The 16,613-nt window shown below is 67.2% G+C and carries 16 protein-coding genes; 6 read left to right on the top strand and 10 right to left on the bottom strand.

What is annotated here, in order from left to right; all coding sequences use genetic code 11:
* Positions 1-44: 44 nt before the first annotated feature.
* The 3 genes from CXQ91_RS00080 to CXQ91_RS00070 form a co-directional block, all read right to left on the bottom strand.
* Positions 45-908: a universal stress protein gene (locus tag CXQ91_RS00080; protein ID WP_104171926.1), complete on the bottom strand. Its 864-nt coding sequence runs from the start codon at positions 906-908 to the stop codon at positions 45-47.
* Positions 909-1,223: 315 nt separating this feature from the next.
* A complete protein-coding gene (gabT, locus tag CXQ91_RS00075) occupies positions 1,224-2,579 on the bottom strand; it encodes a 4-aminobutyrate--2-oxoglutarate transaminase (RefSeq protein ID WP_104171925.1) in 1,356 nt (451 codons plus the stop codon).
* 53 nt (positions 2,580-2,632) lie between these two features.
* The gene (locus CXQ91_RS00070) at positions 2,633-4,063 is read right to left on the bottom strand and encodes a gamma-aminobutyraldehyde dehydrogenase (protein ID WP_104172383.1); all 1,431 of its coding nucleotides are present in this window, start codon (positions 4,061-4,063) and stop codon (positions 2,633-2,635) included.
* Positions 4,064-4,230: 167 nt separating this feature from the next.
* Here CXQ91_RS00070 and CXQ91_RS00065 point away from each other — a divergent pair, with 167 nt between their 5' ends.
* The 6 genes from CXQ91_RS00065 to CXQ91_RS00040 all read left to right on the top strand — a co-directional run bounded on the left by CXQ91_RS00065 (position 4,231) and on the right by CXQ91_RS00040 (position 9,944).
* Positions 4,231-5,673: a PucR family transcriptional regulator gene (locus tag CXQ91_RS00065; RefSeq protein WP_104171924.1), complete on the top strand. Its 1,443-nt coding sequence runs from the start codon at positions 4,231-4,233 to the stop codon at positions 5,671-5,673.
* Positions 5,674-5,752: 79 nt separating this feature from the next.
* Positions 5,753-6,979, top strand: a complete 1,227-nt coding sequence (locus tag CXQ91_RS00060; RefSeq protein ID WP_104171923.1) for an MFS transporter — start codon at positions 5,753-5,755, stop codon at positions 6,977-6,979.
* Positions 6,976-7,656 (top strand): FadR/GntR family transcriptional regulator, encoded by a 681-nt coding sequence (locus CXQ91_RS00055; RefSeq protein ID WP_104171922.1) that lies wholly within the window; start codon positions 6,976-6,978, stop codon positions 7,654-7,656. Before CXQ91_RS00060 ends, CXQ91_RS00055 begins: the two co-directional genes overlap by 4 nt.
* 153 nt (positions 7,657-7,809) lie before the next feature.
* Positions 7,810-8,979 (top strand): AI-2E family transporter, encoded by a 1,170-nt coding sequence (locus tag CXQ91_RS00050; protein WP_104171921.1) that lies wholly within the window; start codon positions 7,810-7,812, stop codon positions 8,977-8,979.
* A gap of 88 nt (positions 8,980-9,067) precedes the next feature.
* The gene (locus tag CXQ91_RS00045) at positions 9,068-9,358 is read left to right on the top strand and encodes a hypothetical protein (RefSeq protein ID WP_258073765.1); all 291 of its coding nucleotides are present in this window, start codon (positions 9,068-9,070) and stop codon (positions 9,356-9,358) included.
* Between the two features lie 145 nt (positions 9,359-9,503).
* Positions 9,504-9,944 carry an SRPBCC family protein gene (locus CXQ91_RS00040; RefSeq protein WP_104171919.1) on the top strand — a complete coding sequence of 147 codons (441 nt, stop codon included), beginning with the start codon at positions 9,504-9,506 and terminating at the stop codon, positions 9,942-9,944.
* A gap of 117 nt (positions 9,945-10,061) precedes the next feature.
* Here the strand turns inward: CXQ91_RS00040 and CXQ91_RS00035 are convergent, their stop codons facing one another.
* From CXQ91_RS00035 to CXQ91_RS00005, 7 genes are all read right to left on the bottom strand, one after another.
* Complete coding sequence (locus CXQ91_RS00035; RefSeq protein WP_104171918.1) at positions 10,062-11,525, bottom strand: FAD-dependent oxidoreductase; 1,464 nt, start codon at positions 11,523-11,525, stop codon at positions 10,062-10,064.
* A gap of 115 nt (positions 11,526-11,640) precedes the next feature.
* Entirely contained in the window at positions 11,641-12,912 is a 1,272-nt protein-coding gene (cobA, locus tag CXQ91_RS00030) for a uroporphyrinogen-III C-methyltransferase (protein ID WP_104171917.1), read from the bottom strand.
* Between the two features lie 158 nt (positions 12,913-13,070).
* Positions 13,071-13,367: a putative quinol monooxygenase gene (locus CXQ91_RS00025; RefSeq protein WP_104171916.1), complete on the bottom strand. Its 297-nt coding sequence runs from the start codon at positions 13,365-13,367 to the stop codon at positions 13,071-13,073.
* A gap of 204 nt (positions 13,368-13,571) precedes the next feature.
* Positions 13,572-14,033 carry an SRPBCC family protein gene (locus tag CXQ91_RS00020; protein WP_104171915.1) on the bottom strand — a complete coding sequence of 154 codons (462 nt, stop codon included), beginning with the start codon at positions 14,031-14,033 and terminating at the stop codon, positions 13,572-13,574.
* Positions 14,034-14,273: 240 nt separating this feature from the next.
* A complete protein-coding gene (locus tag CXQ91_RS00015; protein WP_104171914.1) occupies positions 14,274-15,239 on the bottom strand; it encodes an ABC transporter permease in 966 nt (321 codons plus the stop codon).
* A complete protein-coding gene (locus CXQ91_RS00010; protein WP_043483399.1) occupies positions 15,229-15,954 on the bottom strand; it encodes an ABC transporter ATP-binding protein in 726 nt (241 codons plus the stop codon). The genes CXQ91_RS00015 and CXQ91_RS00010 overlap by 11 nt, the downstream gene beginning before the upstream one ends.
* Positions 15,955-16,010: 56 nt before the next feature.
* On the bottom strand, positions 16,011-16,613 hold a 603-nt coding region (locus tag CXQ91_RS00005), incomplete at its 5' end, for an ABC transporter substrate-binding protein (RefSeq protein ID WP_181038724.1).

Below are 16,613 nucleotides of genomic sequence, written 5' to 3'. Positions count from 1 at the left end.
CTTTTTGGGGTCATTATCTGCCCGTTCGCGCTGTCAGTTAGGCCTCAGGGGCTGTCGAGGCGCTCGTATTCGCGCGGGATGACCACCATCGGCACGGGCAAGGCACGCAGCACCTTGTTGGCCGTGCTGCCGATGAACAGCTTGTTTTTCTCGGCCAGGCGCGACGAACCCACGATCAGGATCTCGCCGTCGTCCCATTCGAGGTCGTCGATGCACTCCTCGATGGTGCGGCCGTGCGCCACTTCCACGCTCACGTTATGGCCCTCCGGGAGCCGGCGCGACGCCTCGGTGAGCACAGTATTGGCGTGGATGTGCGCCGCGTTGACCACTTCGCCGCTGTCACCTTCCGCGTCGAGCTCCACCAGGGAGACCATGCGCAGCGGCACACCCCGGCGTTGCGCGGCCCCGATGGCAACGTCGATCGCGGCGTCCGCGCCCACCCGCTGGCCGACGGCGAGCGTCAGCCGGGTGACGGCCTCCGTGCGGCGGTAACCGCGGGGAGCCAGCGCCACCGGAACCGGGGAAGCGTGCAGGAGGGCGTTGGCCACGCTGCCCACCGTGTGGCGCTTGAAGAGGCCGCTGCTCGCCGCACCCACCACGATCAGTCCCGCTTGGTACTCGACGGCAGCCTCGATCAGCCCCGCAGCGAACGACTCGGCGTGGCGCACGTGGAACTCCACGCTGACGTCCTCGGGAACCAGTGCCAGCCCTTCACGCTGTGCGTCCAGCACCGCCTGCTCGCCGGCGCCGACATGGCCGCCGCCGGCATCCTGCGCCGCATGCGGGACGCCCTTCTTCACCACGTAGACGAGGTCTAGCTGGGCGCCCTGCGCCCGGGCCATCGCGGACGCCAGGGCTACGGCGTCGGCGCCGCGTTCGTTTGGTGTGTAGCCAACTACGTATCGCATGGGTGAACCCCTTTTTGGGTCTGGGGCAGAATCCAGCCGCGCTCGGGGTTCCCGGGCGACGTCGGCCGGTCTGCGTTCCTGCAGTGGTAGTGCTGACTCTAGCCCACAAGGGCCCAATTCAGGGGAGACATTTGGCCCGAAACGGGCCCGAATCGGGGGCCCGGGGATAGCCAAAGCAGCGCACGCACAGAAGAGCCGCGGACGGTCGGTCCGCGGCTCTTCGGTTGGCTCCCGGCAGCCTGGGTCAGGCATCCGGGCGGAGTCCCAGTGGGTGGGGCCCTGGTGCGGGCCCCGGGTCTTTTTGAGGCGTCGTGGTCAGGCCTGCGCCTTGATGGCGGCGGCCAGCACCCCGAGGCCATCCAGCAGCAGTTCGTCGCTGATGACCAGCGGCGGCAGCAGGCGGATGACGTTGCCGTAGGTGCCGCAGGTGAGGATGATGACGCCTTCCTTGAGGCAGGCGGCGGCAACAGCCTTGGTCAGTTCCGGGTTCGGTTCCTTGGATCCGGCCTGCACCAGTTCGATCGCCAGCATGGCGCCGCGGCCGCGGATGTCGCCGATGACCGATACCTCGGAGGCCAGTTCGCGGAGCCGGCCGGTGGCCAGTTCCTCGATGTGCTTGGCGCGGGCGTTGAGGTCGTACTGCTCCATGGAGCCGATGGACGCGAGTGCCGCGGCGCAGGCAACCGGGTTGCCGCCGTAGGTGCCGCCCAGTCCGCCCGGGTGGACGGCGTCGAGCAGGTCCGCACGGCCGGTGATCGCGGACAGCGGCATGCCACCGGCGATGCCCTTGGCCATGGTGATGATGTCCGGGACAACGCCTTCGTGGTTCACGGCAAACCATTCGCCGGTGCGGCAGAAGCCGGACTGGACCTCGTCAGCGATGAAGACAATGCCCTTCTCCTTGGCCCAGGCGGCCAGTGCCGGCAGGAAGCCGTCGGCCGGGACGATGAAGCCGCCCTCGCCCTGGATCGGCTCGATGATGATCGCTGCAACGGATTCGCCGCCGATCTGCTTTTCGATCATGGTGATGGCCCGCTTGGCGGCCTCGGCACCGGTGATCGAGGGGTTTTCCTCGCGGAACGGGTAGCTCATGGGCATGCGGTAGACCTCGGGCGCGAACGGGCCGAAGTTGGTCTTGTACGGCATGGCCTTCGCGGTCAGCGCCATGGTCAGGTTGGTGCGTCCGTGGTAGGCGTGGTCGAACGCGACGACGGCGTCACGGCCGGTGGCGAGGCGGGCCACCTTGACGGCGTTTTCCACGGCTTCGGCACCGGAGTTGAACAGCACCGTACGCTTTTCGTGGTCGCCCGGGGTCAGGCGGTTCAGCTGCTCGGCGACAGCCACGTAGCCTTCGTACGGGGTGACCATGAAGCAGGTGTGGGTGAAGTGCTCCACGGCTTCCTTCACGGCACCCACAACGGCGGGATCAGACGCGCCCACGCTGGTCACGGCGATGCCGGAGCCCAGGTCGATGAAGGAGTTGCCGTCGACGTCGTGGATGATGCCGCCGTCGGCGTCCGCAACAAAGACGGGGACACTGGAGGCGACGCCGGCTGCCACGACAGCCTTGCGGCGTTCGGTCAGCGCAACGGACTTGGGTCCCGGGAAGTCCGCCTGAACGCGGCGCTTCTGCTCGAGACGGTAGGTGATGTCATGGGCGGTGGTGGTCATGGAGAAGCCTTTCTTGAAAGCTGGGGATGAGGCGTAAAGGTCAGGAAGCTGGATTATGCGTCGAGCGCACTCATCACGTGCTTGATGCGCGTGTAGTCCTCGACGCCGTACATGGAGAGGTCCTTGCCGTAGCCGGACTGCTTGAAGCCGCCGTGCGGCATTTCGGCGGTCAGCAGGATGTGGGTGTTGATCCACACCGCGCCAAAGTCCAGGTCGCGGCTGACGCGCATGGCCGTGCCGTGGTCGGTGGTCCAGACGCTGGACGCGAGGGCGTACTCGACGTCGTTGGCCAGCTCCACTGCCTCGGCCTCGGTGTTGAACCTCTGGACGGTGATGACCGGCCCGAAGGTCTCCTTCTGGACGACGTCATCGGTCTGCTTGGCGCCCGTGATGATGGTGGGTTCGAAGAAGAAGCCCTTGTCGCCCGCGCGGTGGCCGCCCGTCACGATCTTGCAGTTCTCGGGCAGGTGCTCCACCACGGAGTTCACGGCGTTGAAGTGGTTGACGTTGTTGAGCGGGCCGAAGTAGTTGTCTTCGTCGTTCTGCGAGCCCGTGTGCAGGGTCTTGGTGTGTTCCACCATGGCTGCCACGACGTCGTCGTGGACCGAGTCCTCGACCAGCACGCGGGTGATGGCCGTGCAGTCCTGGCCGGCGTTGAAGAAGGCGAATTCGGCGATGGCGGCCGCGCTCTTCTTGATGTCGGCGTCCTTGAACACGATGGCCGGGGCCTTGCCGCCGAGCTCCAGGTGGGCGCGCTTGAGGCCCTTCGCGGCGCCGGAGGCCACCGCGATGCCGGCACGGACCGAACCGGTGATCGAGACGAGGCCGGGAACCTTGTGCTCCACCATCATGGCGCCGGTTTCACCCGTTCCCAGGACAACGTTGAGAACGCCCGCCGGGAAGATGTCCTTGGCCAGCTTCGCCAGGACCAGGGTGGACTCCGGGGTGGTGTCCGAAGGCTTGAGGACCACGGTGTTGCCTGCCGCGAGCGCGGGGCCGATCTTCCAGATGGCCATCAGGAACGGGTAGTTCCAGGGTGCAACCTGGGCCACGACGCCGATCGGTTCGCGGCGCACGTAGGAGGTGTGGCCTTCGAAGTACTCACCGGCGGACTTGCCCTCCATGATGCGTGCGGCTCCGGCGAAGAAGCGGAGCTGGTCGGCACCGGCGGCAACCTCCTCGGAGGCGATCAGGGACCGGACCTGGCCGGTGTTGCGGTGCTGGGCCTCAACGAGTTCGTCGCTGTTGGCCTCAACGGCGTCGGCAAGCTTGAGGAGCATCAGCTGGCGCTGGCCCGGGGTGACGTGCTTCCAGGTCTTGAACGCCTCGTTGGCGGCCGTCATGGCGGCGTCGACGTCGGCCTGGACGGAGATGGGCGACTTCGCCACCACTTCACCGTTCGTGGGATTCACGATGTCCAGCAGTCCGGTGCCGGCGGGCGTGACGAACTCGCCGTTGATGAAGTTCTGCAAGGTTTGGACCACGGTGTACAACCTCTTTCATGCTGGTTTCTGCAGCCAGTCCTGCAACCGGCGCAGTGTTGCGACTGCTCACGAGCCTATGCCAGGGCCCGTACTCAGGGAATAGCCACCTGCACACCATCCCGGGAACCCTTTAGTGCGGTTGACCAGCGCCCGGTTATCCTGAATTCATGGCAATCTCCCTCGCCGCCCTGCTGGGCGTACAGTCGCTCAAGCTCACCAAATCCGGCCTGGCGGAGACCACGTGGCACCAGGACATCCAGTGGGTTGCCGTCACCGAGCAGGAGGACCCGCAGCGTTTCCTCAACGGCGGCGAGCTGGTGCTCACCACAGGAATGCGGCTGAAGTCCGCCCCGGAGCAGCGCCGCTTTGTGCGGCAGGTGCAGCGGGCCGGCGCGGTGGGGATCGGGTTCGGGATCGGACTGACGCACGACGCCGTTCCGCCGGCACTGATTGCCGAGGCGAACCGCTGGGGCCTTCCCGTGGTGGAGGTCCCGTACGAGACGCCGTTCATTGCGATCACCAAGCTGGTGGCGGACGCGCAGTCCGCGGACCACTACTCCAAGCTGGAAAGGCTCATTGCGGGCCACCAGATCCTGGCCCGTGCCCTGCTGACCGGCGGCGGCCTGTCCGAGCTGCTCAAGAACCTGGGCTCGATGCTCCGCACAGACATTGTCCTGACCCAGTTCACGGCGCAGCTGTACAACAGCGTGCCCGGCAACCCGCCACCCACGGCGGACACCTGGGCGTCCTACCCCATCCCCACCGGCCGGCGCGACGCGTGCACCCTCTGGATCCGGCAGCCTTTCGAGGATTCCGGCATCGTGGGGTACGCGCAGAACCTGATCAGCGTCGAGCTGAACAACATGGTCAAGCAACGGCAGGCCCAGCGGGCACTGTCCGGCCAGGTGCTGGAGGACGTGATCCACGGGACCCTGGAGGCCAGCGAGGCGTCCCGGCGGCTGGCCGGCATCGGCGTCAACAGCACCCGGAAGAACGTGGTCCTCCTGGCCGAGTCCGCGGCGCACCCCAAGCAGCTGGTGAGTTCCTCGGTGCCGCGGCCGCTGGAGCACGGGGTGACCGCCGTCGTCGGCAAGGACCTGATCATCGTGGTCCAGGACGACGGCAGCGGCGCCAGCGTGCTGGCCAAAAGCCTCAGCGACCACCTGGCCGAGGCCGGGATCCACGCCACGATCGGCATCGGCGGCGCCTACACCAAACCCAACGGGCTGCGCTGGAGCTACTTCGAGGCCCGGGACGCGGCAAGCCACGGCCTGCCCGTCAACGAGCCCGAGCGGCTCAGCCTGACCTCGCTGCTCCTGGCCAGCGAGGACGTGCCGCTCGCGGACATGGCGAATGAGTCCCTCAACCCGCTGCGGAACTTCGACGCCCTGCACGGGGCCGAGCTGATGACCACGCTGGAAAGCTACCTGAACAACAACGGCTCGGTGGCCGCCGTCGCCGAGGCACTGACCCTGCACCGCAATACCGTCCGGTACCGGCTCGCGCAGATCACCGAGCTGACCGGCTACGATCCCGCCCAGACCCAGGACCGCGTGCAGCTCTGGCTGGCTCTGGCCGTGCAGCGGCTGAGCCAGCGGCAGCAGGGGTAGTCCCCCCGCCGCTTGAATCGTCCGGAGATGTTTGCCACATCTTTACAAACATCAAACGTCTAACGTCTAATGTTTAAGTATGGCAACCACGACGACGGCACCACCCGGGACTGACACCTCACCAACCGCACGGGTCAGCGCTGCCCGGCCACGCGCCGTCGTCGTCCTCGGAATCATTGCCGTCGTCCTCATTGGCCTCAACCTCCGCGCCGGTATCACCGGGGCTTCCGCCCTCCTCCACGACCTCCAGGAAGTCCTGGGCTACGGGCCCTTCATTGCCGCCGTGATCCCCTCCATCCCCACGCTGTGTTTCGCGGTTGCCGGCGCGGCCACGTCCTGGCTGACGCGCCGGGTGGGCGTCGAGAAGGCCATCCTGCTGGCCCTGGGAACGCTCGCCGCCGGCCTCCTGGTCCGCGGCATCCCGTCCACCGGCATGCTGGTGGCCGGAACCGTGGCGGGAATGTCCGGACTAGCCGTATGCAACGTGGCCATGCCGTCCTTCATCCGTGAACACTATGCGGACCGCACTTCCCTCATGACGGCGCTCTATACCGTCACCATGACCACCGGCGCCACGGTGACTGCCGTGATGGTCGTCCCGGTGGCCCAGGCGCTGGGGTCGGCGTCGGCGGGCCTCGGCTCCATCGGCCTGCTCTCCGTGGCTGCCTTCCTGGGTTTCCTGCCGGTCGCCCTTCACGCACACCGGAACGCCACGCCCGGCCGGGGCAGCCACATTTCCCCCTGGCCGCTCCTGCGGACCCGCAAGGGCGCGCTGCTCACCGCCATTTTCACCCTTCAGGCACTCCTCGCCTACGCGGTACTGAGCTGGTTCCCGTACATGCTCACCACGCTGGGGCTGACCGCGACGGACAGCGGCCTGATGTTCGGGCTGATGCAGCTGGTCTCCGTTCCTGCGGGCATGGTGCTGATCGCCATCGGATCGCGGCCACGGATGCTGCGGCCGGCCTTCTACCTGGCCAGCGTCACCATGGTCCTGGGCGTCACAGCCCTGATGCTGCTGCCTGCGACGCTGGCTGCCGTCCCGGCCGTGCTGCTGGGCTTCGGCCTGGGTATTTTCCCGCTGGTGATGGTGATGATCAGCCGCAGCGGACGCACGACGGCGGAAACCACCGCGATGTCCACGCTGGCGCAGTCGGTGGGGTATCTGCTCGCCACGGCGGGTCCGTTCGGCATGGGCCTGCTTCACAGCGCCACGGGCGGCTGGATGGTACCGCTGGTCCTGCTGCTGGCCATCGCGCTGGCCCAGATCGTCGTGGCGCACCTGCTGACAAGGACCCGGCCATGACCCTCACCACTTCGAACCGGCCTGTACTGGCCGACGAAATCACCGACAAGCTCCGCCGGATGATCCACTCCGGCGAATGGCCGCTGCAGCAGAAAATCCCGGCCGAGCCCGAGCTGATGGCCACGCTGGGCGTGTCCCGGGGCACCCTGCGCGAGGCCATCAAGGCGCTGGCCCATGGCGGCATGCTGGAGGTCCGCCGCGGCGACGGCACCTACGTCCGCGCCACGAGCGAGATCTCCGGCGCGGCGCAGCGCATGTACCAGGACCACACCCAGGAGCACATCCTCGAAGTCCGGGTGGGCCTGGACACACAGGCCGCCCGGCTGGCCGCCCGCAATGCAACAACGGACCACATCACCGCCATGAAGGCCCTGCTGGACCAGCGCCGCGATGCCTGGAAGTCCGAGGACTACGCGGCCTGGGCACAAGCCGACTGGGACTTCCATGTGCTGGTGGCGCACGCGACCGGGAACCCGCTGCTCCACGAGCTCTACGTCAGCTTCGGTGCCGTGTTCCACGCTGACCTGCTCCGGCAGCAGCGCCGCGTCGGCTTCGACGGGCTCCCCGACGAAGGGCACGGCAAGCTTGTTGAGGCCATCGAGGCGCACGACGAAAGCGCCGCCGTGGACAGCGTCAACCGGAACCTGAACTCCTGCGCCGAGTGGCTCCGGGAGTAGCCGGTCCGGCCACCCTTCAGCGGGCGCCGCACTAAACCTTCAGCGGGCACCGCACTAAATCAGTAGGCTTGTCTCTTTGGGGGAGCTCTTCATCCGGCCGTGGCCGCATCCGACTTGCCCGTTTTCTGCACGCTGACGAAATTGGAGTACCCCTTGGCCAGATCAGTCGAAGTCACCGCGGAAGGCAAGCGTCCAGACCCCTGGGCGGACAGCCTGGGCCGGGTGGGCGTCCGCTCCGCCCAGATCCTGCTGATCCTGACCGTTATTGTGGTGTCAGTCTTCGCCCTGCTCCAGATCAGGCTCCTGGTTATCCCGGTGCTGATCGCCCTGATCCTGGCGGCCGCGATCGCGCCCTTCGTCAACGTGCTGAAGCGGCGCGGCCTGCCCGGTGCAGCGGCAACGGGCCTGGCCTTCGTGGCCCTGCTCGCGGTACTCGCCGGCGTCACCACCGTCATTGTGGTGTCCATCCGCAGCCAGTGGAGCGAGCTGGCAAGCCAGGCATCCTCGGGGCTGGATGAGCTGCAGTCCTTCCTCCTCAACGGCCCCATCCCCGTGGACCGGGAGCAGATTGAACAGGCCCGGGCAGCCATCGTGGAATTCGCCGCCAGCAGCCAGGTCCGCTCCGGAGCGCTCACCGGGCTCTCCGTCATCACCGAGTTCCTGGCCGGCGCCAGCCTCATGGTGGTGATCCTGTTCTTCTTCCTCAAGGACGGCACGGCCATCTGGAGTTTCTTCCTGCGGCCGTTCACCGGCGCACGCGAGGCGAAGCTTCGCCGGTCCGGAACCCGGACCATCCAGGTCCTGGGTGACTACGTTCGCGGCACGGCCATTGTTGCCCTGGTGGACACCGTGGCCATCGGCTCGGCGCTGCTGATCCTGCAGGTTCCGCTGGCCATACCGCTGGCCATCATCGTCTTCATCGGCGCCTTCGTTCCGATCGTTGGCGCCACGGTGGCCGGCATCCTGGCCGCGCTCGTGGCCCTGGTGGCCAGCGGACCCGTCGTTGCGCTGATCGTGATCATCGTGGTGATCGCCGTCAACCAGCTGGAAGGCAACCTGCTGCAGCCCGTGGTGATGGGCAAGTCCCTCCAGTTGCACGCCCTGGTCATCCTGCTGGCCCTGACCGCAGGGACCATCCTGGCCGGTATCGTCGGCGCCGTGCTTTCCGTCCCCCTGGCCGCAGTGGCGTGGGCGATCATCCAGGTCTGGACAACGGACCCCCAGGAATTGGAAGCCAAGAACTCGGCCGGTCAGGAACTGGACAACAAGGACCCGGAACCTGCGGACGCGGAGCTTGCTCCGGCGGACAGCGCGCACGGCTAACCACACGGACTTGACCCCTTGCAGGCCTGTCATAGTAAGCACGCTTACCAATATCTTGGTACTCTGAGGGATGCGTAAGATCAGCCCTATGAACGAAACTGGAACCCTCTTCGGCTGGGCCTTTGGCGACTCCTCGAGGGGCGACGACGAGGCGTACTTGGACGAACTGCGGCGTGACGCCCTGGCCAACGCCACGAAGGATGCCGCCTCACGGGGCTTCGACGTCGAAGCCGGGACCGAAACGTATTTGGTCATCAATCCCGACCACACCCTGGCCGACCTCCACACCGCAACGGACCAGGTCATCATCCGCTGCACGGTGAAACTCGTGGGCCCCGGCGCCGCCGATGTCCATGCCGAAGGTCCGATGAACGGCTAACACCGCTGAGCGGCACAACGGAGGGAAGGCAGGAACAACACCCCATGGCGGACGAAGATACGGCCCTCGGCGACGTCGCCGCGCGTTCGGGCGGCTCCCGCCCTCGGCCGACGTGAAGCAGCCACAGAAGAAAGCGAGCACCGAGATGGCTACAGTTTCCAAGACCTTCCTGACCCCGCCGGCCGACGTCTGGAACGTCATCGCCGACGGCTGGCTCTACTCCGGATGGGTCGTAGGTGCGTCCAGGATCAGGGATGTGGATGCACTGTGGCCCGCTGCCGGCGCCGTGCTGCACCACTCGGTCGGCGCATGGCCGCTGCTGATCAACGACAAGACCACGGTGACGGCGTCGGTTCCGGGGAAGTCCATCGAGCTGATCGCCAGGGGCTGGCCCCTGGGAGAAGCCAAGGTGGTCATCACCTTGGAGCCGGTGGAAACCGGGTGCACGGTGTCCATCGCCGAGGACGCCGTCAAGGGCCCGGGCCTGCTGGTTCCCAGTTTCATCCGGGGTCCGCTCATCTCGGTCCGGAATACAGAAACGCTGAACCGGCTGGAACTGATGGCCTCGGGCGGCGCCGGCAACTAGGTTCTGCGCTGCTAGGTTAACGCGCGAACGGGCAGCTAATGACGTCAAACCCGGGGTTTGCGGTCATCAGCTGCCCGTTCGCGCACTAGTCAACGTGCGCGGTAGGGATCGGCAGGATTAGACCTGCGCGGCCACTCCGTCACGGGAGATGGACACCATGTCCTCGCGCGGCACAACCTTGACCCGCTCGCGGGCAACATCAACGCCGTGCGAACCGGTCTCGGTGGCCTTTTCGCCCAGGCTTCGCTCGTGCGCGTCCAGTGCCAGCCAGCCTTCCCAGCTCGTGAACTTCACGCCGCGGGCATCAAGGAGTTCGACGACGGCGTCCGCCTCGGGAACGGCGGCAACCGGAAGGTTTTCGCGGTCTTCGAGCAGGTAGGTCACGGTTTCGAGGGCGTCACCCTTGGTGTGGCCGATGAGGCCCACCGGGCCGCGCTTGATCCAGCCGGTGGCGTAGATACCCGGAACGTGGGTGCCGGCAGCATCCAGGACACGGCCGCCGTCGTTCGGTACAACACCCTTCTTGTGGTCGAACTCGACCTCCGGGAGGGCGGAACCGAAGTAGCCGATGGCGCGGTACACGGCCTGGACCGGGTAGTCCACGAACTCGCCGGTGCCGCGGGCGTTGCCCGTGCCGTCCAGCTCGGTGCGCTCAAACTTCATGCCGGCAACGCGGCCGGGGGTCTCGGCGTCGTCGTAGATTTCAACCGGGCTGTGCAGGAAGTGCAGGTGCAGGCGGCGGGAGGCCTTGAGCTCGGAGACGTCCTCCGGCTGCTCGGCGATCCAGTTGGTGAGCGTGCCGACCATGGTCTTGGTCTGGTTGTTGCTCTGGACCTGGCGGTCGGATTCCTCGTCGAACTCGAAGTCCTCCGGGTACAGGATGATGTCCACGTCCTTGGAGTGGGCCAGCTCGCGCAGTTCCAGCGGGGTGAACTTCACCTGGGCCGGGCCGCGGCGGCCAAAGACGTGCACGTCCGTGACGGGCGAGGACTTCAGGCCGGCGTAGACGTTGTCCGGGATTTCGGAGACCAGGAGGTCGTCGGCGTGCTTGGAGAGCATGCGGGCCACGTCCAGGGCCACGTTGCCGTTGCCGATGACGGCGATTTCCTTGGCGTCCAGCGGCCATTCGCGGGACACGTCGGGGTGGCCGTCGTACCAGGACACGAAGTCGGCGCCGCCGTAGGAGCCGTCGAGTTCGATGCCCGGGATGTTCAGGTCCGCGTCCTTGATGGCGCCGGTGGCGAAGATGACGGCGTCGTAGTGGGTGCGGAGGTCCTCGATGGAGAGGTCCGTGCCGTAGTCCACGTTGCCGAAGAACCTGATGTCTCCGCGGTCCAGGACCTTGTGCAGGGCGTTGACGATGCCCTTGATGCGCGGGTGGTCCGGGGCAACGCCGTAGCGGATCAGGCCGTAGGGCGCCGGGTAGCGGTCAAAGAGGTCGATGCTCACGGTCAGCTCGCCGCTCTTGACGGCTTCACTCTTGGTGAGGATGTCGGCGGCGTACACGCCGGCGGGGCCGGAACCCACGACGGCGACCCGGAGCGGGCGGGCGGCAGAACCTACGGTGGTGCTAGTTGACACGGCTGTGTTCCTTTTTTCTGTCACGGCCCAACTGACTCGCATTTAACGTCGTGAAATCGTCTTTTGGGAGCGTTATCTGCGAGCTAGTTGGGAAGGGGCTACGGGGGCTACTTGGCTACGGGGTGAGGACGCGGGTGTTCGAAATGCGGGGGCGGTTCGGGGTGGTGGTGCTGTAGTCGGCAGTCTTGAAGTGCGACGGCGCGAACGGGCTGACGCGGACAACGTCGCCGATCACGATCACCGCGGGATTCGCGACGCCGGTGGCCTCGGCCTGGTCAGCGATGGAACCGAGAGTGCCAATGATCACGCGCTGGTTGGGCAGATAGCCATTCTCAACGATGCCAACTGGAGTGTCCTGAGGCAAACCGGCGCCGGCCAGGGCGGCGGCGGATTCGCGCAGCTGGCCCACCCCCATGAGCAGCACGATGGTGTGGTCGGCCCGGGCGGGGACCTCGGAAAGTTCCTCGTGGCCGGTGACCACGCTGAAGCCCTTGGCCAGGCCGCGGTGCGTCACGGGGATGCCGGCCGCTGCGGGAACGGAGATCGCTGACGTCACGCCGGAGACCACTTCAACCTCGACGCCGTGCTGGCGGCAGAATTCGGCTTCCTCGCCGCCGCGGCCCAGGACGTACGGGTCCCCGCCTTTGAGCCGGACCACGCGGTGGCCTTTGAGTGCCTCTTCCACGAGGATGCGGTTGATGTCGGCCTGCGGTACGGGATGGTGGCCGGGAGTCTTGCCCACCTCGATGACGCGGACGTCCGGGGCGAGTTCGTTCAGGAGTTCGCGCGGGCCGAGGCGGTCTGCCACGACGACGTCGGCCTGGCCCAGGAGCCGGCGGCCGCGGACGGTGATGAGCCCGGTGTCGCCGGGGCCGCCGCCCACGAGGGCCACGCTTCCCCGGTGGGCCCGCTGGCGGCGCAGCGGAAGGTCGCCGGTTTCCAGCGCGGTGGCGACGGCGTCGCGCAGGGCCATGGCCCGGCGCGGGTCTCCCCCGGCGTTCACGGCGATCTGAACATCGTCAACTACGGCGACGGCGGGTGTCCAGGCGGCGGAGGCTTCATGGTCGGAGGCGTTGACGCACCAGACGCGCTGCGCCTCGGCGTCGGCCGAAACGCGGGAGTCCACGGCGGGATCGCCGGTGGCGGTCTGGACGAACCAGACGCCGTCGACGTCGGAAGTGCGGTAGGGGCGCTGCTCCCAGGTGAGGAGGCCGGCGTCGGCCAGTTCCTCAAGTCCCGCGGAGGCAGCGGGGGCAACCACGGTTACCCGGGCACCGGCGTCGAGCAGCCCTTTGGCGCGGCGCGTGGCCACCGGCCCGCCGCCCACCACCAGCACGGGGCGGCCCAGCAGGCGCAGTGCCGTGGGGTAAATATCCTGAATTGCCATGAATCGACGATAGGGCCGCGTCATATACCGGAACAACGGCGCGGAAACACCAGTTCACGTAAGGTAACGCTGCGTCACATTGAAACGTGGTGGGCATGTGGCGGGCTGGTGGTCAGCAGCGTGGGTGCCCGCCCCTAAATGCGGCCTTCCTTTCGGCCCTACTTCACGGCGATGAGTTCGATCAGCTTGATGTCGGGATCCTTGGCGAGCATGGCCGGGCCGTGTTCAGCGAGCGCGGCCGGAATGGCACCGTTGAGGTGGGCCTGCCTGTCCTCCTCAGTATCAAAGGTGTCGAAAATGCCGAACGTGTTTTCGCTGACCCGGAAGGCATACCAGGTCCGGGTGCCCGGCTCGTTATCCACAATCTCCCGGCCTCCGTTGAGGAAGGCCCAAACTTCCTGCTCCTTCCCCGGCTTCGCCTCGACCATAGCCAGCAGTCCAAGTTTCGGTGCCATGGCTGTCTCCTTAAATCGTCGGAACCGGGCGCTGCCGGCCTATTCGCGAGTCTAGGCACGTGCCCCGGGCCGGACAAGGGTTCGCCCGTTCCGCGGCCGAGGGGCACATTGACGGTGATTCCGGCTGCAGCACCCGTGGACACCGGCGTGTCCGTGTCGAAGTGCCCCGGTTCGGCCGCGCCAGCGCCAGCGGCAGCCGGAGCCCTAGCCCGCCGGCGGCGGAACGAGCCCGGCGAGGTACAGTCCGCGCTCCGCGATCAGCCGTTCCAGGTACCGGCGGAGCACGAGCCTCTCGACGATCCGGCCCAGCGGCCCGAACGGCGCCGTGAACTCCACGCGGTCCGTCATGAGGCATCCGTGGTCCGTCGCTTCGAACTCGTGGACGTGGCGGAAGGCTTTGAACGGCCCCCGGACCTGCTCATCCACGAAGCGCGCGGGAAACTCCAGCGACGTGATGCGGCTCGTCATCCGAATGGGCAGCCCAAAGTGCCGCGCCCGCCACGTCACTTCCTGCCCGGTGCCGATCAGGCCGGACGTCACGCCCGCCACCGCGCGCTCCCCGCCATCGGCCTGCGAGTCCACGTGCGCGTCGATGCTGCGCGCGAGGTCGAACAGCTGCTCCCGGGACAGGGCGGATTCGGTGCGGCACACAAAGCTGACGGTCATGGCGCCAGTCTGCCAGACTCCCCCGCTGTCCCGGCGCCGTCGCGGCCGTCGTGGGGCGCCGTCGCGTCCGTCGTGGGGCACATTGAAGCCAATTCGTCCCCGCAAGCGGTCAACACGCGGCGTGTCCGTGTCGAAGTGCCCCATTTAGGCCGAGACCAACCAGAACAGCAGAGCCCGACGGCGGGACTCGCCGTCGGGCTCTGCTGTTGGGTTTCGCTGTGGCCGGGCAGGCAGCGGGCCCTAGCGGGTGCTGCCCGCGAGGAGGCCGCGGCGCCGCAGGAGCCGCTTTTCAATCGGCGCGAACACGAGCAGTTCGATCAGGATGCCCACGGCCAGGATCAGCAGGATGGCTGACATCACGATGGTCATGTCGGCGAGGTCGCGGCCCTGGTTCAGCATGGAACCGAGTCCGAAGCCGATGGTGCCACCCACCGCGATGATTTCCGCCGCCATGAGTGACCGCCAGGAGAAGGCCCACCCCTGCTTCAGCCCGCTCAGGTAGCCGGGAAGGGCCGCGGGCAGGACTATTTGAAGGGCCATCTGCAGCCGGTTCGCGCCCAGGACGGTGCCGACGCTGCGGTACTGCGGCGGGATCTGGTCCACGCCGGAGATCAGGCCGTTGATGATGGATGGAATGGCGCCCATGAACACCACGAAGTACACCGTGGCGTCCGTGATACCGAACCAGAGGATAGCCGCCGGCACCCAGGCCACGGAGGGCAGCACCTGCAGTCCGGAGATGAGCGGGCCGAAGGCGCGGCGCAGCGGGGCCACCTGTGCCAGCAGGAGCCCGATCGGCGTCGCTATGGCCACGCTGATCAGGAAGCCGATGAGGCCGCGCTGCAGCGAGGTCCAGACGGCTTCCTGCAGTGAGCCGTCTCCCCAGAGCGTGCCGAACTGTCCCAGCACGTCCAGCGGACCGGGCACCAGGTCCCGGCGCTTGAGGCCCAGCGAAACGTAGAACTGCCAGACCAGGACCAGCACCACGAGCGCCGCCACCGGGAGCAGGATGCGGCTCCAGTCGACGCGCGCCGCACGGGCGGCGTCCGACTGCAATGAATCAAGGCCGGCTTCGAGCTCGCGCAGGTCCTCGCTGCCGGTGGAGGACCGGGTCAGGGCAGCGTGGATCTTCCGCGTCTCGGGCTCGGCGCCGGACACTTCCCCGGTAACGGGCGCTTCGGCCAGGGGTGTTGGGTTATTTGGCATGGCGGCGGATCTCCTCTCGCAGCCGGGCGGTGATGACCCCGGTCAGCTGTCCGGCAAGTCCGGCGTCGGTTCGGTGTTCCTCGGTGACGTTCCATTCCTGGACCACGCGGCCGGGGCGTGAGGACAGCAGCAGCACGCGCTGGCCCAGCCGGACGGCTTCGCGGACGTTGTGCGTCACAAAAACGATGGTGCGGCCGGTTTCCTTCCAGATCCGCTCCAGTTCGTCGTGGAGGAGGTCGCGGGTGATGGCGTCAAGGGCGGCAAACGGCTCGTCCATGAGCAGCAGCTGCCGGTCCTGGGCCAGGGAGCGGGCCAGGGACACGCGCTGGCGCATGCCGCCGGAGAGCTCGTGCGGGCGCTTGTCGCCGGCACCGCCCAGGTGCACCAGGTCCAGGAGTTCGTTGGCCTTGGTGCGCCGCTCGGCCTTGCCCACGCCGCGCAGCTTCAGGGCGAGTTCGATGTTCTCCCGGGCCGTCAGCCACGGGAAGAGGGCGGCGTCCTGGAACATAAAGGCCGCGCCGTCGCTGGGGACCTCAAGGGCGCCCGACGTCGGCAGCTCCAGTCCCGCCATGATGTTCAGCAGGGTTGACTTGCCGCAGCCGGAGGCGCCGAGGAGGGCGACGAACTCGCCTTGCGCGATGCTGGCGTTGACGTCGTCCAGCACCGGGGCGCCGTCGCCGAAGCGTTTGCCCAGGTTTTCCAGTACGACTGGCATGGTCCTGTCCTTACGTTGATGGGGCTGGAGGTGATGCTTGGGGGTGGTGCGCTTGGTCAGTCCTTGCCTAGGCCGGCGGCGCTGGCCTTGTCCCCGCCGGTTTCGGCGGTGACGCTGTTCAGGGCGGTGAGGTCGAAGATGCCGTTGATGTCCGCCTGCTTGGTGGTGCCGGCGTCCACACCGTCCTGCAGGAGCTTCTTGTAGGCTCCGGCCAGCGGATCCACCGTGAAGACGATGTTCTGTAGGGACCGGTCAATGACGTCCTGCTGGAGCTCGGCGCTCCCGTATTCCTTCAGCGCCGCGTTCAGCACACTCGCCTTTTCCGCAGCCGGTGTGTCATTGAGCCAGGCAACGGACTGGGCGTGGCCCTTCAGGAGGGCTTTGACGGTGTCCGGGTGGTCGGCGGCGAACTTCTTGTTCACGATCAAAATGGTGGTGGGGAACTCGCCGGGCTTGCCGGTCAGCGACCCGTCCCACAGGTCCTTCTCATCCACCAGGACCTTCGCACCGGCCGTCAGCACCAGCCGGGAGGCCCAGGGCTCGGGCAGCCACGCGCCGTCGAGCTTGCCGTCCTGGAACAGTTTCAGCGTCTGCGCGTTCTCGGTCGGGTTGATCGCCACATCGCCGCTGCCGTCGGTGTTGGTCTTGTAGCCCTGCCC

The sequence above is a fragment of the Arthrobacter sp. Y81 genome (assembly GCF_002929335.1).
Lineage (GTDB): Bacteria > Actinomycetota > Actinomycetes > Actinomycetales > Micrococcaceae > Arthrobacter.
Note: the sequence above shows the minus strand (reverse complement) of the source record. Positions and strands in the feature narration are given on the sequence as shown.